The sequence below is a fragment of the Lacimicrobium alkaliphilum genome, from assembly GCF_002591895.1.
Classification (GTDB): domain Bacteria; phylum Pseudomonadota; class Gammaproteobacteria; order Enterobacterales; family Alteromonadaceae; genus Lacimicrobium; species Lacimicrobium alkaliphilum.
On record NZ_NISX01000019.1, the window covers coordinates 34,501 to 55,149 of the forward strand.

The window sequence follows — 20,649 nt, forward strand, 5'->3', positions numbered from 1 at the left end:
GTTTTTTATGTGCAAAGGAGAATCTGACTACTCTGTTTTCAGCTTATCCAGTTGCTGTTTTAACTGCTCAACACAATCACTGATGTCCTGAGCACTATGCATAGAAGATTTTGCCAGTTCAGCCACCTGACTGGTGGCATCACCAATCGACACCATATTCTGATTTAGCTCTTCACTGACAACACTTTGTTCTTCAGCGGCTGTCGCCATTTGCATGATACGATCAGAAATATTGCCCACTTCTGTGACAATCACCGTGAGATCCTTAAAGGCTTCTTCCGACTTCTCTGCGGTAGAAGCGGCGCGGGTACTATTCTCATCGATCACGCTGACGGTGACTTTCACTTCAGCCTGTAACCCGGCAATCACATTACTGATCTCTTCCACCGAACCGGCAGTCTTAGAAGCCAGAGCACGCACCTCATCCGCCACCACCGAGAAACCGCGGCCATGATCCCCGGCTCGTGCCGCCTCAATAGCAGCATTCAACGCCAGTAGATTGGTTTGTTCAGCAATAGCCCCAATCACATCTAGGATTTTGCGGATATCATCACTGCGCCCAGAGACCTTACCCACTGCATCAGAAGCTTTACCCATATCTTCTGACAACCGGCTCACCTCATCAACAGCATATTTCAGCTTTTGCTCCGTGGTATTGGCTGATTCCCTTACTGCCTGAGCACTGTCTGCGGCTTCATTTGCATGTTTGGCCACATCGGCGGCCGTTGAAGACATCTCGGTAATAGCGGTGACCACACTATCGATTTCCTGATGCTGCCGGCTGATTTGATCGCTGGTATCGCGGGCAAAGCCCTGTGTTTCTCCGGCACTGCCGGCCACTTCTCGACTGGAAGATTTCACGCTATCCAGTAATGAACGGATTTTATCCTGAAACTGATTGAACCCATCCGCCAGTGAAATCAGTTCAGCATGGGTATTGACTTCCATGCTCTGGGTTAAGTCTCCCCCCTGACCAGCCAGTTGTTTCATGCGGTCAGACACCAACCGCAAAGGGCTAACAATGGACTGGGTAAACAACCAGACGATGACCAGCGAAGCTGCAACCAAAACAAGTGCAATAATAAACAGCTGTGTTAGCAAAGCACCGACCTCATCGCCAATGGATTTCGATACCGCCCCAACTGCTGCCATGGCTGCCTGGTAATCTACACCGATGATCAACTGCCACTGCGTCGAAGCCGTACTGATATTGATAGGCTGAGCCACATACAGGTAAGAGCCGATTCTTAGCGCGGAATCAGACTCAGACAACGCCATTAGCCGCTCAGCATCTTTTTTATCCATCAATTCAGAGAAGGGTCTGGCCAGCTTTTCCTCTCCATCGGTAGCGGCGGCGAGAAAGCCGTCCTGACTCACCAGGTAAACTCTGGATTGGCCGTCAAAAAGAGATGCCGCAAGCTCCTTGGCCCGGGTCTGCAAAATGGGCAGGTTCATATCAGCGCCAACCACTCCTCGGAAGCGCCCTTTGGCCATAATGGGCACGGTGAGACTGGTCATCAATTCTTCGTAGCCGGGTCTTATCTCATAATTGTAGGGGTTCGTAATACAGGGACGACGCTTTTCCATGGCACATAGGTACCACTCTGCGGCCCGAAAACCAAATTCATCCAGGCTGGTATCATGCTTCTCTTCGGCATCATCTACTTCTTCGAGAACTAGACCGCCATCAGGCTCCCGTACATAATAGACTTCAAGTGATCCATGGCCGTCTACAGAGTGAGAAAATCCGGAGAGAAAGTCCGCATCAGCATCATGAAACCCGTTGTCTTCAAACTGTGCGTACATAGAAGATGAGGGACTTACCGACAACGTATAACGAACCAGGCTCTGCACCTGTTGACGGCTTAGGGCATGCTCACCACCCTCTTCAATGGTTTGTGCCAGTTGTGCAGCAAAAGCTCGCGGGTACTGATATACCGTTTCAATAGAGGCAGCCACCTCGGCAGCCTGCTGACCGGCCTGCGCTCTGAGACCTGTGATGACCTGCTGCTCTAATTGTTCACTGACCTCACCGACAATTATCTGTTCAGAGCGCCCTAATGACCAGTTACTGTAGAGCAAGAATGCCAGAGTGACTAAAACCAATAACACACCCACAGTGAAAAGGAGCTTTATGGCCAGCGAAGCCTGTCGAAATGAATTCATAACTGCGTACCAGGTTAATGTTTCAAAAAATTGGCGGGTCTGCATTTATGCACAGATGCAAAACCTGTATCGGCCAGTGAGGATTTATCTTTTGCCATTTGTCTTCGTTTGTATGCCAGCTCAGTTCAAATAATGGTAAAGGAATCAATTAAATACCAGTATTTGCAGCCTTAGAGTTTAAATATCCGTTAATAAGTTGCGAAAACGGGTTTCTGCCATAAGCGACATAGGGTATTTTTTTAGATGTTTTTAGGATAAAAAAAGAAAAACCGAAAACTAATGGTTATTTAATACGCCTACATTCACCCGTCCTTTCGCTCTTTGACATCCCCCCACCCACGGTTTTACAACTCTTTAACCGGTTTTCTACATTAAAACCACAGACATTTCGCGCAGATTTCATAGAGTTGAAAGGGCAGGCAGGTGCTTGCCCAACAGGAAACCACTGAGGTGTAATATGAAAAAGTTAACTTTGATAACATCAGCCATAGCCATTGTGCCGATGCTTTGTGTAGCCTCAATCAAGACTCCTGATAACAGGGATAGTGAGAAGTACCGATTTTCAGGCGACTTAGCCTTTGCCGGGTTCTGTAAATCCGTGTTGCACAATGATGTATCCATGTTTCGCAGAAACGTCATCCGGCAAGTTGGCCGGGTTGCCGGAACATCCAGGGGGGTATATCGGTCACTGCTGGAAACGGATGGCGTGACCTGTGCCGGACAGGATCTGATCACCTTCTCTGAAACCCGCCAGGCTGACAGCATCGTTGCCTTCCTCAGACAAAGAGCTGATCGTCTGTGAGGTCAACAGAAGCGGCCTGCAACTGCAGGCCGTCTTTACGGCTCTGCAAACCACAACGGGTTTAACGGCAATTTAAACAATAATGGCGACATATTCTGGTAATGCTGGCGATTGGCTTCGCAGCGAATATTTTTCGGATAGTTCACTTTCCAGGGATCATTGACCATCCACAGACTATCGTCTTTAACGGCAATGCCCTCAATTGCCGTATATTCGATGGGCTCCCAGGCAGCACATTCACCACCCGCTTCGGCCATAAAGTCCAGATCCAGCATACGTGTGGGTAATCTTTTATCCAAATCCACTATCCACACCTGATCATCATTTCGGGCGGCGGCCAGCAAAAAGCCACTACCCTTGCCAGCTGCATAGTACGTGAGCGCATTGATAGGATGGTTGCCCGATACAAACTCCGGCAACAGCAATCCGGCATCCTCCACCGCCACAAAATCCTCATTCTGCCAGAACGCCTCATCGACTGTGGTTTTAAAGATCCGTGGCTGCACCGCCATATCCTTTTCCAGCGCCAGATACAGAGTGCGATCCGGACCAAAGGTCAGGCCCTCAATACCATCATTGGGGAAATTACCTACCCGATATTCAGGAGCAAACTTCAATGGCCTTAATCCTGTAATCAACAGCTGTCTGTCTTGTTTCAGTTCAAGCCTGATCAACACAGTGGGAAAGTCGGTAGAGCCCGTGCCGGCATATCGCGATGCGCAGTCTTTACTCAGTACAGCTTTAGAGGCGTCTTCGGTGACGGTTAAAAACACCCGGTTATCCTTCGGATCCACTACCAATGCCTCGAGATCCGGATTATTGCTCAGATAATCGGCGAAGCAGGAGTCTTTCACCTGCTCACTAAGACTGATAGGCCATTGCGGTTCCGTAAGACTGGCATTGTCAGAGCTAATGGGATGCAGTCTGAGGCGCTGTGAGGATTTGGCGCTACGATCAGAAACCGATAGCAGCTTCCCGTTCCAGAGCGTTAATCCGGAAGGTTGAGGATCCACCATCACCGTGCCATCAACATGACGGATCCACTTTCCTTTGACATCGAGCTGTTGTGCACAGAGTGACAGTGCGTTGCCGTAAAAAAATAAGAAAAGGCCGAAAAAATATGTCCTGTTCACCTTGATCACTCCCTGGTTGCAGGCTTACTGAAGTTGCCGATTCCCCTAGATTACTTGGCTGGCCAAGTATGGGTCAAGCCCGTCAGAGATCAATCATGAAATCTTCATCTGATACCGGAACTTACAAAAGATTACTTGCCGATAATTGCAGGAAGACGTCAGTACTGGTAGAAATATCGGGTGAATAAAAATAATCCAGAGATTCTCGCTGGCCCGATAGTGCGCCATAGTAGTCCGACAGAACTCAATTTCTGGTTGGTAACTGATGCCGCCTGTGAGATCGAACTTCAGCTTTTTAGTGACCACACCCAGTGCCTGTTACAAAAAGTTCTGGTTGAAGACGGTCAGGAACATCAGCAAATACGCCTGGGTCACCATTGCGTGATGCATCTGCTTAAATTCAAGCCGGATCATCCGCTACCTGAAAACACCTTAATTCAATACGATTTATTGCTGGGTCAAAAAAAATCCCCCATCAGCAAGCGTGTTGAAGGTCTCTGCTACCCTAACCAGTCTCGTCCCGGTTTTGTGCTCAGTTCCCGCATTGACAATCTGCTACATGGCTCTTGTCGCAAACCCCATCATCCGTCAGAAGATGGTTTGTTGCAGGTAGACAAGGTTCTGGAAGACACACAGACCACACCCGGGCACAGACCCGCTCTGCTCATGTTGTCGGGGGACCAGGTCTATGCCGATGATGTATCTGGCCCCATGCTGGTGGCGATTCATCAGCTTATCGAAAAACTTGGCCTGTTTGATGAGCACTGGCAAGGCACCCAAACAAGCTGCAGTCAGCAACTATTTAAAGATGCGAATTGTTATTACCAGCGGGACGCCTTATTGCCGGCAGATAAAGTATCTCAGAAGATGCTGGAACGATTGTTTGTTGGTGCCAGGAAACCTATTTTTACTGCATCCGGAGCCCATAATCATCTGATCACCTTCAGCGAAATGCTGGCCATGTATTTGCTGGTGTGGTCCCCCGAATGCTGGCAATGGATTGATCTTGAAGCTGGCGAGCAACGCATCCCCTTAAAGCATCGCGCCAGATATCGACAGGAAATGGCCGTCATTAAGAAATTTGGCGCTAATCTCAAGCAGATACGTCGGGCCCTGGCACATATACCCAGTTATATGATCTTCGATGATCATGATGTTACCGATGACTGGAACCTCAGCCGCAGCTGGGAAGAGTCGGCCTACGGGCATCCTTTCTCGAAGCGCATTATTGGTAATGCGCTGCTGGCTTATTTTCTCTGTCAGGGCTGGGGCAATAAACCAGAAAACTACACGGAATTACTGACTCAGACACTGCCGCATTTTACCAAACAGGGCATTGAAGAGCATGACCAGCTAGTAGACGTGCTTCTTGATTGGGAACTCTGGCACTATCACCTGGACACCAAGCCTAAACTGATTGTGCTGGATACCCGCACCCATCGCTGGCGCTCCGAAAGCAAGGCCGCCAAGCCCTCTGGCCTGATGGACTGGGAGAGCCTGACTGAGCTGCAGCAACAGCTTATTGGCGAAGATGCGGTGATCATGGTCTCACCGGCTCCTGTATTCGGGGTCAAACTGATTGAGGTGGTACAACGAATTTTCACTTTCTTCGGCAAGGCATTACTGGTGGATGCGGAAAACTGGATGGCTCATCCCGGTGCGGCTAACGTGTTACTGAATATCTTTCGCCACCATAAAACCCCACCCCATTTTGTGATCCTCTCCGGCGATGTACATTACTCATTCGTTTACAACGTCACACTGAGGTTCCGTAAACACAGCCCTGAAATTCTGCAGATCACCGCCAGCGGCATCAAAAACACCTTTCCTGAGGGATTGCTGCGCTGGTTTGACCGCATCAACCGATGGCTGTTTGCCAGCCGTTCCCCGCTGAATTACTTCACCAAAAGGCGGCGCATGCTGGTAAAGCGTCGCCAGCCGGAAAATACGGATGGGGTATTGCTGAATCAAAGCGGTATTGGCCAGGTTTTACTGAATGAAGATTATGAAAAAATTCGCGTGCGTATTCTCAGTAGCAAAGGAACCATCGAGTTTAAGTAATCGCCGATGCTGTGTCTGCGGACTGGATACAGATAAAAAGACGTGCTGTTGTATAAATCCAATCTCCATAACGGTGCGTAAAATGCCCGGGGGGATGCTGGCAATAGATACACCGGGTGTGCTGGCTTATTTCGTGCACAAAACCCGGTCATCCGAAGCCAGCGCTCTGTGGCGGCTAGTCCACCAGATAATACTCAATGGTGGAAACCACCCTGACTTTTTTGATAAAAGGCGTGTTGCGGTCACGATCACTGATACTGAACTGCCCCTGAGATGCACGGCGGATTTTGCCCAATTGACTATCTGAATCGCGGGCAAATTTTTGTGCCACGCTGCGGGCATTTTTAGTGGCTTCTTCCACCATTGCCGGTTTCAGATCATTGAGTCCGTTAAACTGATAATCCGGCTGGTTTTCATAAGCATTGCCACCAAACACCACACCTTCCTTACCTAATTCGGAAATGGCCTGCATGGCGTTTCGCACCGTTTCGATTTCACTGCTATAAACCGTGACAGTCTGCGACGCTGTATAGCGAAACTCCGCTTTTTGTCCTCCTCCCCATTGCTGAGCTGATTTGTCCGTCACCAGCGGTGGATTAATACTGATTGCGTCTTCTGCAATGCCTTTTAAAGTCAGAAATGCGCGTATTTTATCAACATGCTTCTCCATACCCAGGTAGAGTTGCTGCAGATCGTTCTCAGCCCCGGTAAAGGTAATTGGCCAGATAACAATATCTGCAGGGACTTCCCGTTCAGACAAGCCTTTGACCGTTACCGTGCGCTCATATTCTTTAACATCGATAGCGGCACCTGCCAGCAGATAGCCAAGTAGCACCAGCCCCAGAAAAATGCCGATAGCCAATATACGGTTTTGTTCTCTTTCCATACTGAGACTCCTGTTTATTAAGCAGCTCTGAGTATAACGAACAACTATGGCAACAATGAGACCATTTTCTGATTAAATCTGATCCGACTTTACAGATGAAATGTTATAGTATAACATTTTATCTGTAACTATGATTACGATGTTTTTATATTAGAGAGGCACCCCTGAATGGAGCAAATGATACGTGACAAAGCCGGTATATTTTTTTCAGGGCTATGCCTTTGTCATTGCCTGCTCACCCCGGCTGTCTTGTTCCTGATCGGCACAGGCACACTGACAAGTGCCTTTGCATCGGAAATCACACATCAGATTCTGCTGATGCCGGTACTTTTCCTGGCACTTTATAGCCTGCCTGTAGCCTGGTACAAAAACCGTGACAACAAACTGTTGATACTGGCGCTGAGCGGACTAACGTGGCTTATCGCCGCTCGCTTTTTCCACGGCTATGTCGAGATCATGCTGACAACCTTAGGCTCTGTATGCCTGATATCAGGCCATATCATCAGCCTGAATCAATGCAAACACTGATTGCGCAACCAGTTTGCCTGCGAGCCCTCTTCCACGACCCGGAGGTGCCCTGATGACCACTGCCACCACTGGGCAAAAACCAAGTTATCAGATATCGACTCACGCACAGGTACTGTCTGCTATTTTTGCCAGGGAAACAAATCTCTGCGTATGGCAACGCACTCTGCCCGATAGTACTCAACGCTATATTGCACTCCTGCAGAAGCACACCCGGTATTTGAACCTGACCCGACAAGTCACTGCGCAGAATGTAACGGAATTGCTGGCCCCTTGTTTGCCAGAAGGTGAAGGTAAAACGGTTTTAATTGAAGATATCGCTCTGCTGACAGAGATGTTGATTTGCCTGTTTGACTGCCAGCCGGATAATGAGGGGCGCGGTGTAGTGCATCGGTCGCCGGCTTTGGCTGCTGGTACAAAAAGATTATTATTAACACTGGATCCTGATTCGCTTTTCACCGGCCTGCAAGCTGACGAATAGCGATATAGATTTGCCGGGCCACAACAGCCATAAACATGAACATGAACATGAACATGAGAATAATCATCACCATCACAGCGATATCCGTGTGCAATACCGTTTTAGCTGCCCTGATGATATCCGCAGCGCCAGGCTGAGCATTTTTGGCTGGGCAAATGATCTGCATAAACTAACTGCCCAATGGCTGACACAACAGTCCACCGCATCAGCCACTCTTACCCCTGAGAAGTCAGACATCGATTTTTAGCGGCTATTCCTCATACGGATAAACCCTGGTCGGCCGGATACGATAAGAAGAACTTGCCAGCTCGGTTTCGTTATCTTCAATCACCAGCTTACCTTCAATCCAGAACGGGCGATTTAATTCGGACAGCTCGACGCCTTTGGCGTAGTCCACCAGCACCGTCTGATTAGGTGGTGGTGGTGGCAGATGAATACAGGCACCGAAATAAGGCACAAACGCAAAAGACACAACCCGGCGCTGGTCGTCCTGCTCCAGCGGAACAATAAAACCGGGCAATTTGATCAGTTCACCGTTGAGATCTGCTACCGTTTCCGCTGATATCAGCGCCTCATAAAACTCATCATCACCCATCGCTTTTATCGATTCCAATACATTACCCTGCAGGTCTTGCTGACCACCTTCAGGAATACTGTTCAATGCTTCGGGCGGCGACAACAACGCTGCCAGCTGATGGGCTGGCATCATCTCCGTCCAGTCCAGTTCGCGGTACTCTGACGCCGATATTCCATGGCTCAGTGCAATACCCAATAACAACAACATCCGGAACATCAGTATTTTCCTTATATCATTCACATGCATTATTGTTACAATATAACATATCCTTTATCCATTATAATAAGCCAACTATGCAAATATTTACGTTTTGTTAGCGGCTCAGACGACAATAAGCCGTTAAACTGCATGACCCCGCAATCAAACTGATGAGGTTATTAATGTTGGTGCAGCACTCAGAGCGACTTTGTTACAGGCTGATGGATGAAGATGATGACGCTCTGCTGTTTGAACTGGATCAGGATCCTGCCGTTATGCAGTACATTACCCATGGTAAAACCACCAGCCGCGAAGAGATCAGAAATACCTTTATTCCGCGAATGCTCAGTTACCGTAATGCGGAAAAAGGCTGGGGACTGTGGCATGTCCGTATCAAAGAGGATGACCACTTTATCGGCTGGATTCTGGTCAGGCCCATGCACTTTTTCTCTGAACAACGTGACGATCAGGATATTGAGCTGGGCTGGCGCTTTAAACAATCAGCCTGGGGAAAAGGTTACGCCACTGAAGCGGCACGCCATATTACCAATGCAATTATCGCCAGGGATAGCAGTATCCGCTCAATCAGCGCCATCGCCATGGAAGACAACCTTGGCTCCATTAATATTATGGGCAAACTCGGCATGTGCTTTGTTAAAAAAGATCTGCATAAAGATCCGCTTGGCGATATGGAAGTCGTTTATTACAGCAAGATGTTAGCAGAGTGATTTAGAATTTCCGTGTTCCTCGCTCTCCTGCGACCTGCTGTCTACAAGACTTTACCGCAGAGTCGCAAAAGAACACTGAGATTGGTATACATCACCTCTGAGCCCTTTACGATCTTTACGTCTCTGAGGTGAAAGCCTTATTTCATGATGTTTGTGCTGGTCGTGATTTAATCTCTGTCACCCTCAGCGCATGGTCACAAACTCTTCAGCACTGGTAGGGTGGATAGCCACACAGGCGTCGAAGTCCGCCTTGGTGGCCCCCATTTTTATGGCCACACCAAAGCCTTGCAGGATTTCGTCCATACCCATACCGATACCATGCAGCCCTACCACTTTTTCCTCCGGGCCGGCACAAATCAGCTTCATTTTCGTTTGCTGGCGATGTCGGGTCAGCGCTGTATACATAGCAGCAAAAGCAGAGCGGTAAACACGAATGTTGTCGGCACCATATTTTTCAATCGCCTGGGCTTCGGTCAGGCCAATCGTACCAATCACCGGATGGCTGAACACCACGGTCGGAATGGTCGTAAAATCCATATGCGCCTGAGCCTGGTTATTAAACAGCCTTTCAGAGAGTAATCTGCCGGCTTTGACTGCCACCGGGGTCAGTTCCATCTGGCCGGTATTGTCCCCTACAGCATAGATTCCTTGTGTGCTGGTATTCTGATACTTATCCACCCTGATGTAGCCTTTTTCGTTAATTTTCACACCAGCCTTGTCCAGGTTCAAATCCGTTGTTGCGGGCTTGCGCCCGATGGCCCAAATCAGGCAGTCCACTTCCAGACTATTGCCGTTTTTAAAGCTGACTGTAAGGCTGCCTCCGGGCTGTTTTACCACTTTTTGCACATCGCTGTGGGTATGCAGTGTCGGGCCCTCATTGGCCATCAGCTCCACCAGTGTGTCGGAAATCATCTCGTCAAAGCCCCTTAGCGGTTTGTCATGACGCACCGCCAGATGAGTTTCACTACCCAGCGCGTGCAGCACGCCTGCCAACTCCACCGCAATATAACCGGCGCCTGCCACCAGCACCCGTTCTGGTTGGTGATTCAGTGCAAAAAATCCGTCAGAATCGATGCCAAATTCGGCGCCGGGTACATCGGGCCAGACAGGCTGACCGCCGGTTGCCAGCAAAATATGTCTGGCACGGTACTGCTCACCGTCAACCTCTATGGTTTTTTCATCCACAAAACGGGCAAAGCCTTCAACGCGGGTGATTCCATTGTTCCCCAGCACTCTGTCATAGGAGCCATGAATGCGTTTGATATAGGCCTCACGGCTTTCCACCAGTGTTTTCCAGCTGAACTCATTGAGACGGAGATCAAAGCCGTAATCCGGCGCATAGAGCTTAATAGCTTCAGCCACCTGCGCACCAAACCACATGGCTTTTTTAGGCACACAGCCGACGTTTACGCAAGTGCCACCGATTTGTTTCGCTTCTACCAGTGCGACTTTAGCACCATGGCTCGCGGCGCGATTCGCCGATGCGATACCCCCACTGCCGCCGCCGATACAAATATAGTCAAACTCTTTCATTGTTTTTATTACCTCTGAACTTCCGGTCAATGCGGAGATACACCAATTTATCAGCACAGAAAACCGCTGACACAAAGCAAAAGATACCGCACAAAAGAAGGGTAATGGGGATAATCTCTTTCATCTGCAAGTCCACCATTGAGTTTCTCCGGTACGGCCTTATCTAGTATCCATGCATTCAGACAATATACCAGCGAGCGTAACATGACCCAGACCCCACAGGCAGTGCAGGAACTGCCACGTTTTTCCGACATCAAACCTGAAAATATAAAATCCCAGGTCGAGACTGCCATTGCCCACTGTAAAGCTGAGATCGAGCGTCTTATAACACAGTCTCATTTCACCTGGGATAACCTGGTGATGCCGTTGGATGAAGCCGACGATAAACTGGGGCGTCTTTGGTCACCGGTCTCTCATATGAACTCTGTGGTCAGTAATGATGCTCTGCGCCAGGCCCATGATGCCTGTTTACCCTTGTTATCTGACTACAGTACCTGGGTGGGGCAGCACGAGGGGCTGTACCAGGCCTATAAAGCCATTAAAGACGGTGCTGAGTTTGCCGAGTTGTCGCAGCCACAGCAAAAAGTCATCGATAACACGCTGCGTGATTTTGAGCTAAGTGGTGTGGCCCTGGCCGATGACAAGAAAAAACGCTTTGCCGAGATTCAGAGCCGCTTATCGGATCTTTCCTCCGCCTTCAGTAATAATCTGATGGATGCCACCCTGGGCTGGAGCAAGCATATTACCGATAAGGCAGATTTGGCGGGTTTGCCCGAATCTGCGCTGGACGCTGCAGCCCAGACTGCACAGCAAAAAGATCTGCAGGGCTGGTTGTTCACCCTGGACATTCCCAGCTATCTGCCGGTAATGATGTACGCCGATAACCGCGAGCTGCGCGAAGAGATGTACCGGGCCTTCGCTACCCGCGCCTCCGATCAGGGCCCCAATGCCGGTAAATGGGACAACAGCGAGATCATGGAAGAAACGCTGGCACTGCGCCATGAACTCTCACAACTACTGGATTTCGATACCTACTCTCACCGCTCTCTGGCTACCAAGATGGCCGACTCCCCCGAACAGGTGATAGGCTTTCTTGAGGACCTGGCCAGGCGCTCCAAACCACAGGCAGAAAAAGATCTGGCCGAAGTGAAAGCTTTTGCCGCCAAAGAATATAGTGCCGATGATTTGCAAGCCTGGGATCTAGGCTACTACAGTGAGAAACTCAAAGAATCCCGTTATGCGATTTCAGATGAACAGCTCAAGCCTTACTTCCCTGAAGATAAGGTGGTCAACGGTCTGTTTGAAGTCGTAAAGCGCCTGTATGGCATGCAGATTACTGAACGCCAGGGCGTAGACAGCTGGCATAAAGATGTGCGCTTTTTTGATATTCAGGATAGCGATGGCAATCTGCGCGGCAGCTTCTATCTGGATCTCTATGCCCGGGCTCACAAGCGGGGCGGCGCATGGATGGATGTGTGCCTGGATCGCCGTCACTGTGCCGACGGCACGTTGCAACACCCGGTGGCCTATCTGACCTGCAATTTTAATGGTCCTGTGGGTGAAAAGCCCGCACTGTTTACCCATGACGAAGTGGTCACCCTGTTCCATGAATTCGGGCACGGCCTGCATCATATGCTCACCCAAATCAGCGCCAGTGGCGTTGCCGGAATTAACGGCGTGCCATGGGATGCGGTAGAACTCCCCAGCCAGTTTCTGGAAAACTGGTGTTGGGAAGAGCAGGCACTGGCCTTTATCTCCGGTCACTATCAAACTCATGAGCCCCTGCCCGGGGATATGCTGAAAAAGCTCTTAGCAGCACGTAACTTCCAGTCCGCTATGCAAATGGTACGTCAACTGGAATTCAGTCTGTTTGATTTTCATTTGCACAAGGATTATCAGCCGGGTAAGAAAGACCAGATTCAACCAATCCTGGACAAGGTCCGCGAACAGGTTGCTGTTATCACACCACCCGTATTTAACCGCTTCCAACATAGCTTTGGGCATATTTTCGCGGGCGGTTATGCCGCAGGGTATTACAGCTACAAGTGGGCAGAGGTGCTATCTTCCGATGCCTACTCACGGTTTGAAGAAGACGGCATCTTTAACCCAGAAACCGGCCGTAGCTTTCTGGAAAACGTGCTCGAGCAGGGCGGCAGCCGTGAACCCATGGAGCTGTTTGTGGCCTTCCGTGGCCGTGAGCCCAATATTGACGCCTTATTGCGTCATAGCGGTATTGCCGAATAGGTTATTTACCACCACAAAAAGAGCATTTACCACAGAGCACGGAGAAGTAAAGGTATTAACCCGTTGATATCTCTGTGTTCTCTGTGCCTCTGTGGTTTAAAAGCCTTTGACCACAAAAGGCACGAAAAAACACGAAAACGGCATCTTCACCGCAAAGACGCAGAGGGCACGGAGAAGAACAATATGGTGTAGGGTCCAATTTATTGGACTGCCCCGGGGTATTTGTCGAATAAATTCGCCCCTACAACTCTGCGGTGAACTGTTACCAGGCTTAAGGACATACTAATGGCGGAAATATCACAACCGGAATCCTTCGATGCGCTCTATCAGCGGGCCTGTGAACGTAAAGGCAGTGAACAGGCCCTGAAAGCCCTGCTGGGTCAACCTAAAAGTGAAAAGCAACTGAGACAACTGGGTGACGATCGCTATCTGGCCGAGTTCAGTAAAAAAGTCTTTCAGTCAGGTTTTGTCTGGCGAGTGGTGGAAAACAAATGGCCCGCCTTCGAGGAGCTGTTTTTTGGCTTTGATATCGATAAAATCTTATTGATGCCTGATGAGATGCTGGAGCGCAAAGCTGCCGATCCCGCCATTATCCGTAACTATAAAAAAGTGCGCTCCATCCGCGATAATGCCCTGATGATCGATACCATAAGACGCGAACATGGCGGCGTCGGCGAGTTTCTTGCCAACTGGTCAGGTGAAGACATCATCGGCCTGTGGGCCTATCTGAAAAAGCACGGTGAGCGCCTCGGTGGTAACACCGGCCCTTATGCCTTAAGGGCAATGGGCAAAGATACTTTTTTGCTCAGCCGCGACGTGGAAGCCTGGTTTCGCCAGCGCAAGCTGATTGACGGCGGCCTTACCAGCAAACGCAGCCTGGATACAATCCAGCAGGTGTTTAACCAGTTGCAACAACAAAGCGGCCGCTCACTGCAACAGCTCAGCCAGATTATCGCCTTTAGCACCGGTGATAATCATATAGTTTAATGAGGTAAGGATGCGCTGAATAACACCTGTTGCGGTGACAAGCAGTTTATCTGATGCAGCCACCATTTGTGTAATAACAGGCACTGTCAAACGTGCCCTAATCAGGTAAACTAACGATCAGTAAGCAAAGGAGTTTTCATGAGCGAGCCAGGCCAGTCACAACCGCAATCAGATGATCAGACCCATTTTGGTTATAAAACCGTAGAGAAGCAGAAAAAAGCCTCGATGGTGGCTGATGTATTTCATTCTGTAGCGGGAAAATATGATCTGATGAATGACCTGATGTCTATGGGCATTCATCGCCTGTGGAAACGCTTTACCATTGATTGCAGTGGCGTACGCCCCGGTCACAAGGTGCTCGATTTGGCAGGAGGTACGGGTGATCTGGCAGCGAAGTTCTCGCGTCTGGTGGGCTCAAAAGGCGAAGTGGTACTGGCCGATATCAATAATGCCATGCTCAAGGTAGGCCGGGATAAACTCCGTGACAAAGGCATTCTGGGGAATGTGGACTATGTACAGGCCAATGCAGAGTGTCTGCCCTTTCCGGACAACCATTTTGATTTGATTACTATTGCATTTGGCCTGCGCAACGTGACTGACAAAGACAAAGCGCTGACGTCCATGTTCAGGGTACTCAAACCCGGAGGTCGTTTACTGGTACTGGAATTTTCTAAGCCCGAGTTCGAAACACTGAGCAAAGTATACGATCTGTATTCTTTTCACCTGTTGCCGAAAATAGGTAAATTGGTCGCCAATGACAGTGAGAGCTACCAGTACCTGGCGGAGTCTATTCGCATGCATCCGGATCAGGAAACCCTGCAGTTGATGATGCAACACAATGGATTCGAGCAGGTCACTTATCATAATATGACCGGTGGCATCGTTGCTCTGCACCGCGGTTTTAAATTTTAGGCCTCCCTCATGCCTGCACCGCAACTTCTGACAGCCGGCATCGAACTGGCGCTGAATAAACTCCTTGCGCTTGATCCCGCCAGTCAGCAGAGGCTTATCCCCCTGAATGGCAAACGCCTGCGCGTAAATCTGGATGAATTACCCTGGCCCCTGACCTTTGCCTTTTCGGACCGCGTTGACATACTCACCGATGAGCATCAGGTTGACTGCACTATCGAGCTTTCTGTTACCACATTGCAAAAATTACAGGATGTCAGCCAGCTCAGCCTGTTAATTCAGCAGCAAGAGCTTAGCCTCAATGGCGATATGCACACGGCTCAGAGTTTCAGCAACCTGATAAAAGAGCTGGATATTGATTGGGAAGAACATCTCTCGCGATATACGGGTGACGTCATCGCTCATCAATCCTTTAAAACCGCCAGGCGTTTCCATCACGCTGCCCTGTCACGTCTGCATCGTTTCGGTGAAATTCTCCGGGATACCGCGATGGATGAAAAACAGCTTAGTGCTCACCCACTGGCAGTGGAAACGTTTTCTGAACAGGTTAATCAATTGCGCTCCGATGTGGCTCGATTTGAAGCCAGGTTACTACAACTCGAACAACAAAAGGGCAAGTAAATCGTGCAGTTGATGCGCTTGTACACGATCAAAAAGACATTATTGCAACATGGCCTGGATGAACTCATCCCTCCCCGTTGGCTGCCCTGGTATGCCAGAGTTGCCCGCCATAGTGCATTCTGGCTGCGCAACCGTTATCCCGACAAGTCACGTGGAGTACGTATTCGTCTGGCCTTACAATCTCTGGGCCCGGTGTTTATAAAATTTGGTCAGATGCTTTCCACCCGTCGTGATTTACTGCCTCCTGACATCGCCGATGAGCTTACTCTGCTGCAGGACAAGGTGCCTCCTTTCGACAGCACCCTGGCCCGGCAAACCATAGAAAATGCGCTGGGTCTGACCTCCATTGATCAACGTTTTGATGAATTTTCTGCTGATCCACTGGCGTCCGCGTCTATTGCTCAGGTGCATACAGCGAGACTCAAGCCAGATGGTCAGCGAGTGGTGATAAAAGTTATCCGCCCCCACATCGCCGATACCATTTATGCAGATATTGAGCTGATGTATACCCTGGCAATGGTGGTGCAGAAATGGCTCCCAGACGGTAAGCGCCTGCGCCCGGTGGAAGTGGTTAAGGAATATGAGAAAACCATACTGGAGGAGCTAAACCTGTTACAGGAAGCCTCCAACGGTATCCAGCTTAAACGTAATTTCGAAGATTCCCGCTCCTTATATATTCCACATATTTACAGCGATTACTGCCGCCGGAATGTCATGGTGATGGAGCGCATTTATGGTATTCCTGTAGCTGATATCGACGCGCTGAACGCTCAGGGCACCGATATGAAAAAGCTCGCCGAACGTGGGGTAGAGGTGTTTTTCACGCAGGTGTTCAGAGACAGTTTCTTCCATGCCGATATGCATCCGGGGAATATTTTTGTATCTACCGACAACCCCGCCGACCCTCAGTATATTGGCATCGATTTTGGCATTGTCGGCACGCTGAATCGCGAAGACAAGCGTTACCTGGCGGAAAATTTCGTTGCCTTTTTCAACCGCGACTACCGCAAGGTAGCAGAATTGCATGTGGACTCAGGCTGGGTGCCAGCAGAAACTGATCTGGAAGAGTTTGAAGTTGCCATCCGTACGGTTTGCGAACCCATTTTCCAGAAACCTCTGGCTGAAATCAGCTTTGGTATCGTACTGCTACAACTGTTTAACACCGCCCGCCGGTTCAATATGCAGGTGCAGCCACAACTGGTGTTACTACAGAAGACCCTGCTGTATATTGAAGGTCTTGGGCGCCAGCTTTACCCGCAGCTAGATCTGTGGCAAACCGCGAAACCGTTTCTGGAAAACTGGATGCAGGAACAAATTGGCGTCAAGGCACTGTTCAAGAAAGTAAGGGCAAACTTACCCTACTGGTCAGAAAAGATGCCTGAAGTACCGGATCTGCTTTTTGATACCCTGAAGCAACTGAAGCATCTTCCGCAGCAGCAACAACACTGGATCCAGGCGCTACAACAACAGCAGCATCAACAACATCGCAGCCGCCGTTACCTGTTACTTGGCAGCACCCTTATCCTCGCCGGAGTGATACTGCCGATATATCCAATCAGCGGCTGGTATGGTCTTGGCCTGGTGAGTCTGGGCGGGCTGAGTTTTATCCGGGGCTGGCTGATCAGTAGCAAGCCGCAATAGAATTGACGCAGCTATCACAAAAAAGCCTTTTTCACCACAGAGACACGGAGGTCACAGAGGGGGTTAATTGGGATCTATGCTTCTCTGTGTCCTCTGTGACTCTGTGACTCTGTGGTTATTTTCGTCTTTGCTACAGGACGCTGCGCTACATCACGGGCTACGCTGACTTAAAAGCACTGGATTACCGCCAACGACATGCGGTAATGACACCCTGAAAGCTGATGGCTGAAAACTGACTTCTTTTGAAAGCTGAAAGCTTTTCAATTCAGCTCGCCAAAATAAGCTTCTACCCGCATCGCCAGACCGTAGGAGGGTTTAAAATCTTCGTCCCTGCGCCAGAGCACAAAGGGCTCCAGTTCGAAAAACAGCCATTCCCGCACCGCGTTGCGCCGCCACCGGGCACTGAGCAGATATTCTTCGGCACGATAATCAGGCCGGCTGCTTCCCTCAACAAAAAGCCCGTAAATCAGCCCTGTGCGGGCGTCCAGTTGGCGGTAACGATGTATACTATGCTGCCAAATCCAGTCATTTTCTTTATCCCGATAGTAAAAATTATTATCAAAACGCAGCATGTTTTCATCATCAAACTGGTAGCTGTACTGGGCTCTCAGTCTGCTGCCAAATCGATCCTGAGTATAGTAATACACTGACCCTTCGAGATGCAGATTACTGATATCTGACAAACCGAAAGTTTTGCGTATTTCCGATTTCACATAGGGTTGCAACTTTCTGCCCACACCAATACGATGGGAGATATTCAGATCTTCGGTTTTCTTTGCGGTAAAACGCAGTGCCATACTGAACCGGTTGCGGTTGTCCAGAGCCTCGTTGCGGGCCGCCTTAATCCCAGCCCCCTGCTCATCTTCGTCATAATCAGAAAAGATTAAATCGGTCTGATGCTTCATGTTAGGTAATCTCACCCGTACCCGAAAGCGACTCTCGAACTCCATCAGATCGCGACTGCGGGGCTCCCAACCCAGACGAAGTCTCGCTTCTGCCTTAGCGGCTTCGTCCAGAGGCTGAGTTTCGTCGATAAAGAAGCTGTCAAACCACCGGACGGTAGCATCAATGGACGCAGAAACGTTGTCCTGCATATCATCCAGCCAGGCATCCTGTTCATCAGGCAATGGCTGTGGGGATTCTTCTGATACTGCTAATCCCGGAAATGTCAGGGCCAGTAACAGCAGACTGGCGCATCTTGTTAGCCCGGACAATGGCTATTCCTCAATATAAAAAATGTACTGAAAGAATACATAGCATGGTCAGATTACTGCTCATAATCAAATCCAGTGACCTTTTACACAAGCTACGTATAATAGGCAAAAATTACTCTTCAGGAGCAGGTTATGGGTGGAATAAGTTTGTGGCAACTACTAATCATATTTGCCATCGTATTATTGTTGTTTGGAACCAAGCGTCTGCGTACATTGGGCAGCGATCTGGGGTCTGCAATTAAAGGTTTTAAAAAAGAAATAGACCCCGATAAAGAGACCTCCTCTGATGCTGACTTCGATCAGCAAAAAGTAGAGAACAAACGCGAATCTACTGCTCAGACTCAGTCAGAGAAACAAAAGCAAGATAGTTAATCTATGTTTGATATCGGTTTTTGGGAATTATTGGTTATTGGTATCGTGGCCCTGCTGGTGTTGGGCCCGGAACGATTGCCGGGTGCCATTCGCTCCACCAGTCGGGCCCTGTCAGGGGTGCGTTCAATGGCCAGTAATTTTAAACAGGAACTTGAGCAACAATTGAAGATTCAGGAATTGCACGACAACCTGAAAAAGGCTGAAAAGCAGGATTTAAAAAATCTGTCTCCTGAATTACAAAAATCTGTTGATGAATTGCGCGATGCTGCACAGTCCGTCAAAAAACCGTATCAGAAAAAAGAATAAATGGCAGATTCCCAGTCTCTTTTCACTCATCTGATTGAGTTACGCGGGCGTTTACTCAAAGCCCTGTTGGCAGTATTGGTGGTATTTTTATGCCTGGCCTACTTTGCACAGGATCTCTACCACATATTAGCGACTCCTCTTCTTGAGGTAATGCCCACAGGCACCCAAATGATAGCCACCGATGTGGCCTCACCTTTCTTCGCTCCTTTTAAACTGACCATGGTGCTGTCATTTTTTATCGCCATTCCGGTGGTGTTTTATCAGGTATGGGGATTTGTAGCACCCGGGTTGTATCGCAATGAGAAGCGTCTTATCGCTCCTCTGCTTGTTTCCAGTACCTTGCTGTTTTACCTGGGCATTGCCTTTGCCTACTTCGTGGTCTTCCCGCTGGCATTTGGCTTTTTTACCCGGGTCGCTCCTGAGGGTGTAACCATCAGCACCGATATCAGCAGTTACCTGGATTTTGTGCTCAAGTTGTTTTTTGCCTTTGGCCTGTCTTTTCAGATTCCGGTGGCAATTATACTCACTTGCTGGACCGGCATGACTACGCCACAGCAATTGAGAGAAAAGCGCCCCTACGTGATAGTCGGAGTGTTTGTTATCGGTATGCTGTTAACGCCTCCCGATATTATTTCCCAAACCTTGCTGGCAGTGCCGATGTGGCTGTTGTATGAGTTTGGGCTGCTGGCTGGTAGTCTGTATCAGCGCCGAAACGAAGAAAACGAAGAAAACGAAACGGAGTCTCAGGACAAAAAATGAAGATATCAGTATTTTTAATTATTCCGGCCCTGTTCATGGGTGCTGCAGCTCAGGCCGAAACACTGGCCGATGCCATGCAGCAATGTAGCAAAGAAGAAAACAGCCTCAAGCGCCTGGTCTGTTATGACCGGTTAAGCAAAGATTTGCGCCAGTTTGAAAATTCGCCCTTGCCGCAATCCTCACAATCACTGTCTTCATCTGCCCACTCTGATTCCGCCAGGCCAGAGTCAGAGTCTCCATCAACACAGATGCAGGAATTCGGGCTGCCAGAGAAAAGCGAGATGATCTCAGAGGATAAAATTCTGGTTTCCGTAGCAGAAAAACGCCGCAATGCCCGTGGTAAATGGGTATTGGAGTTCACTAATGGTCAGATGTGGGAGCAAACCGATTCGCAGGATTATTATTTCCCTGACGGTCAGATATACATCGAGAAAGGCTTTCTCGGCGCATTCTTTCTTGGCTCCGAAGAATCCAAGCGCAGAATGCGGGTGAAGCGTATTCAATGA

At 49.2% G+C, this 20,649-nt stretch carries 21 protein-coding genes; 15 read left to right on the plus strand and 6 right to left on the minus strand.

Going from position 1 to position 20,649, the window contains the following annotated elements:
• Positions 1 to 27: 27 nt before the first annotated feature.
• Positions 28 to 2,166 carry a methyl-accepting chemotaxis protein gene (locus CDA54_RS16035; RefSeq protein WP_099036105.1) on the minus strand — a complete coding sequence of 713 codons (2,139 nt, stop codon included), beginning with the start codon at positions 2,164 to 2,166 and terminating at the stop codon, positions 28 to 30.
• Between the two features lie 457 nt (positions 2,167 to 2,623).
• Here CDA54_RS16035 and CDA54_RS16040 point away from each other — a divergent pair, with 457 nt between their 5' ends.
• The gene (locus tag CDA54_RS16040; RefSeq protein ID WP_099036054.1) at positions 2,624 to 2,968 is read left to right on the plus strand and encodes a hypothetical protein; all 345 of its coding nucleotides are present in this window, start codon (positions 2,624 to 2,626) and stop codon (positions 2,966 to 2,968) included.
• A 35-nt stretch (positions 2,969 to 3,003) separates the two neighbouring features.
• Here the strand turns inward: CDA54_RS16040 and CDA54_RS16045 are convergent, their stop codons facing one another.
• Complete coding sequence (locus CDA54_RS16045) at positions 3,004 to 4,101, minus strand: esterase-like activity of phytase family protein (protein WP_099036055.1); 1,098 nt, start codon at positions 4,099 to 4,101, stop codon at positions 3,004 to 3,006.
• Between the two features lie 180 nt (positions 4,102 to 4,281).
• Here CDA54_RS16045 and CDA54_RS16050 point away from each other — a divergent pair, with 180 nt between their 5' ends.
• On the plus strand, positions 4,282 to 6,162 hold the full coding sequence (locus CDA54_RS16050) for an alkaline phosphatase D family protein (protein WP_099036056.1): 1,881 nt from the start codon (positions 4,282 to 4,284) through the stop codon (positions 6,160 to 6,162).
• 175 nt (positions 6,163 to 6,337) lie between these two features.
• On the opposite strand, the gene CDA54_RS16055 is transcribed toward CDA54_RS16050, so the two are convergent.
• A complete protein-coding gene (locus tag CDA54_RS16055; protein WP_099036057.1) occupies positions 6,338 to 7,048 on the minus strand; it encodes an SIMPL domain-containing protein in 711 nt (236 codons plus the stop codon).
• A 168-nt stretch (positions 7,049 to 7,216) separates the two neighbouring features.
• On the opposite strand from CDA54_RS16055, the gene CDA54_RS16060 reads away from it, so the two are divergent.
• Genes CDA54_RS16060 through CDA54_RS16070 form a run of 3 tightly spaced genes read left to right on the plus strand, consistent with a single transcriptional unit; the run spans position 7,217 to position 8,301 of the window.
• Positions 7,217 to 7,576: a MerC domain-containing protein gene (locus tag CDA54_RS16060; protein WP_099036058.1), complete on the plus strand. Its 360-nt coding sequence runs from the start codon at positions 7,217 to 7,219 to the stop codon at positions 7,574 to 7,576.
• A gap of 52 nt (positions 7,577 to 7,628) precedes the next feature.
• On the plus strand, positions 7,629 to 8,054 hold the full coding sequence (locus CDA54_RS19765; protein ID WP_099036059.1) for a DUF1826 domain-containing protein: 426 nt from the start codon (positions 7,629 to 7,631) through the stop codon (positions 8,052 to 8,054).
• A gap of 10 nt (positions 8,055 to 8,064) precedes the next feature.
• A complete protein-coding gene (locus CDA54_RS16070; protein WP_180237252.1) occupies positions 8,065 to 8,301 on the plus strand; it encodes a ZrgA family zinc uptake protein in 237 nt (78 codons plus the stop codon).
• A gap of 3 nt (positions 8,302 to 8,304) precedes the next feature.
• On the opposite strand, the gene CDA54_RS16075 is transcribed toward CDA54_RS16070, so the two are convergent.
• Positions 8,305 to 8,847 (minus strand): DUF3299 domain-containing protein, encoded by a 543-nt coding sequence (locus CDA54_RS16075; RefSeq protein ID WP_180237253.1) that lies wholly within the window; start codon positions 8,845 to 8,847, stop codon positions 8,305 to 8,307.
• 164 nt (positions 8,848 to 9,011) lie between these two features.
• Here CDA54_RS16075 and CDA54_RS16080 point away from each other — a divergent pair, with 164 nt between their 5' ends.
• Positions 9,012 to 9,557, plus strand: coding sequence for a GNAT family N-acetyltransferase (locus tag CDA54_RS16080; RefSeq protein WP_099036062.1), 546 nt, complete (start codon positions 9,012 to 9,014; stop codon positions 9,555 to 9,557).
• A 183-nt stretch (positions 9,558 to 9,740) separates the two neighbouring features.
• Here the strand turns inward: CDA54_RS16080 and gorA are convergent, their stop codons facing one another.
• The gene (gorA, locus tag CDA54_RS16085; protein ID WP_099036063.1) at positions 9,741 to 11,090 is read right to left on the minus strand and encodes a glutathione-disulfide reductase; all 1,350 of its coding nucleotides are present in this window, start codon (positions 11,088 to 11,090) and stop codon (positions 9,741 to 9,743) included.
• Positions 11,091 to 11,294: 204 nt separating this feature from the next.
• On the opposite strand from gorA, the gene prlC reads away from it, so the two are divergent.
• The 5 genes from prlC to ubiB all read left to right on the plus strand — a co-directional run bounded on the left by prlC (position 11,295) and on the right by ubiB (position 17,492).
• On the plus strand, positions 11,295 to 13,334 hold the full coding sequence (gene prlC, locus CDA54_RS16090) for an oligopeptidase A (RefSeq protein WP_099036064.1): 2,040 nt from the start codon (positions 11,295 to 11,297) through the stop codon (positions 13,332 to 13,334).
• A 285-nt stretch (positions 13,335 to 13,619) separates the two neighbouring features.
• The gene (locus CDA54_RS16095) at positions 13,620 to 14,321 is read left to right on the plus strand and encodes a DNA-3-methyladenine glycosylase I (RefSeq protein ID WP_099036065.1); all 702 of its coding nucleotides are present in this window, start codon (positions 13,620 to 13,622) and stop codon (positions 14,319 to 14,321) included.
• 138 nt (positions 14,322 to 14,459) lie between these two features.
• The gene (gene ubiE, locus CDA54_RS16100; protein WP_099036066.1) at positions 14,460 to 15,233 is read left to right on the plus strand and encodes a bifunctional demethylmenaquinone methyltransferase/2-methoxy-6-polyprenyl-1,4-benzoquinol methylase UbiE; all 774 of its coding nucleotides are present in this window, start codon (positions 14,460 to 14,462) and stop codon (positions 15,231 to 15,233) included.
• 9 nt (positions 15,234 to 15,242) lie between these two features.
• Positions 15,243 to 15,851, plus strand: coding sequence for a ubiquinone biosynthesis accessory factor UbiJ (locus CDA54_RS16105; RefSeq protein ID WP_099036067.1), 609 nt, complete (start codon positions 15,243 to 15,245; stop codon positions 15,849 to 15,851).
• A 3-nt stretch (positions 15,852 to 15,854) separates the two neighbouring features.
• Positions 15,855 to 17,492: a ubiquinone biosynthesis regulatory protein kinase UbiB gene (gene ubiB, locus CDA54_RS16110; RefSeq protein WP_099036068.1), complete on the plus strand. Its 1,638-nt coding sequence runs from the start codon at positions 15,855 to 15,857 to the stop codon at positions 17,490 to 17,492.
• 260 nt (positions 17,493 to 17,752) lie between these two features.
• Here ubiB and CDA54_RS16115 read toward each other — a convergent pair whose 3' ends face one another.
• Entirely contained in the window at positions 17,753 to 18,706 is a 954-nt protein-coding gene (locus tag CDA54_RS16115; protein ID WP_099036069.1) for a hypothetical protein, read from the minus strand.
• 132 nt (positions 18,707 to 18,838) lie between these two features.
• Between CDA54_RS16115 and tatA the strand changes: the two genes are divergently transcribed.
• From tatA to CDA54_RS16135, 4 genes are read left to right on the plus strand one after another with little or no spacing between them, the layout of a single operon-like run.
• Positions 18,839 to 19,078 carry a twin-arginine translocase TatA/TatE family subunit gene (tatA, locus tag CDA54_RS16120; protein ID WP_099036070.1) on the plus strand — a complete coding sequence of 80 codons (240 nt, stop codon included), beginning with the start codon at positions 18,839 to 18,841 and terminating at the stop codon, positions 19,076 to 19,078.
• Positions 19,079 to 19,081: 3 nt separating this feature from the next.
• Positions 19,082 to 19,384, plus strand: coding sequence for a Sec-independent protein translocase protein TatB (gene tatB / locus CDA54_RS16125; RefSeq protein WP_099036071.1), 303 nt, complete (start codon positions 19,082 to 19,084; stop codon positions 19,382 to 19,384).
• Positions 19,385 to 20,143, plus strand: coding sequence for a twin-arginine translocase subunit TatC (gene tatC / locus CDA54_RS16130; RefSeq protein ID WP_099036072.1), 759 nt, complete (start codon positions 19,385 to 19,387; stop codon positions 20,141 to 20,143).
• Positions 20,140 to 20,649, plus strand: a complete 510-nt coding sequence (locus CDA54_RS16135) for a hypothetical protein (RefSeq protein ID WP_099036073.1) — start codon at positions 20,140 to 20,142, stop codon at positions 20,647 to 20,649. The genes tatC and CDA54_RS16135 overlap by 4 nt, the downstream gene beginning before the upstream one ends.

Excerpts from the sequence above, each read along its gene's own strand:
- CDA54_RS16035 (WP_099036105.1), bottom strand. The coding sequence starts at position 2,166 with ATGAATTCATTTCGACAGGCTTCGCTGGCCATAAAGCTCCTTTTCACT.
- CDA54_RS16040 (WP_099036054.1), top strand. The coding sequence starts at position 2,624 with ATGAAAAAGTTAACTTTGATAACATCAGCCATAGCCATTGTGCCGATG.
- CDA54_RS16055 (WP_099036057.1), bottom strand. The coding sequence starts at position 7,048 with ATGGAAAGAGAACAAAACCGTATATTGGCTATCGGCATTTTTCTGGGG.
- CDA54_RS16060 (WP_099036058.1), top strand. The coding sequence starts at position 7,217 with ATGGAGCAAATGATACGTGACAAAGCCGGTATATTTTTTTCAGGGCTA.
- CDA54_RS19765 (WP_099036059.1), top strand. The coding sequence starts at position 7,629 with ATGACCACTGCCACCACTGGGCAAAAACCAAGTTATCAGATATCGACT.
- CDA54_RS16075 (WP_180237253.1), bottom strand. The coding sequence starts at position 8,847 with ATGTTCCGGATGTTGTTGTTATTGGGTATTGCACTGAGCCATGGAATA.
- CDA54_RS16080 (WP_099036062.1), top strand. The coding sequence starts at position 9,012 with ATGTTGGTGCAGCACTCAGAGCGACTTTGTTACAGGCTGATGGATGAA.
- gorA (WP_099036063.1), bottom strand. The coding sequence starts at position 11,090 with ATGAAAGAGTTTGACTATATTTGTATCGGCGGCGGCAGTGGGGGTATC.
- prlC (WP_099036064.1), top strand. The coding sequence starts at position 11,295 with ATGACCCAGACCCCACAGGCAGTGCAGGAACTGCCACGTTTTTCCGAC.
- CDA54_RS16095 (WP_099036065.1), top strand. The coding sequence starts at position 13,620 with ATGGCGGAAATATCACAACCGGAATCCTTCGATGCGCTCTATCAGCGG.
- ubiE (WP_099036066.1), top strand. The coding sequence starts at position 14,460 with ATGAGCGAGCCAGGCCAGTCACAACCGCAATCAGATGATCAGACCCAT.
- CDA54_RS16105 (WP_099036067.1), top strand. The coding sequence starts at position 15,243 with ATGCCTGCACCGCAACTTCTGACAGCCGGCATCGAACTGGCGCTGAAT.
- tatA (WP_099036070.1), top strand. The coding sequence starts at position 18,839 with ATGGGTGGAATAAGTTTGTGGCAACTACTAATCATATTTGCCATCGTA.
- tatB (WP_099036071.1), top strand. The coding sequence starts at position 19,082 with ATGTTTGATATCGGTTTTTGGGAATTATTGGTTATTGGTATCGTGGCC.
- tatC (WP_099036072.1), top strand. The coding sequence starts at position 19,385 with ATGGCAGATTCCCAGTCTCTTTTCACTCATCTGATTGAGTTACGCGGG.
- CDA54_RS16135 (WP_099036073.1), top strand. The coding sequence starts at position 20,140 with ATGAAGATATCAGTATTTTTAATTATTCCGGCCCTGTTCATGGGTGCT.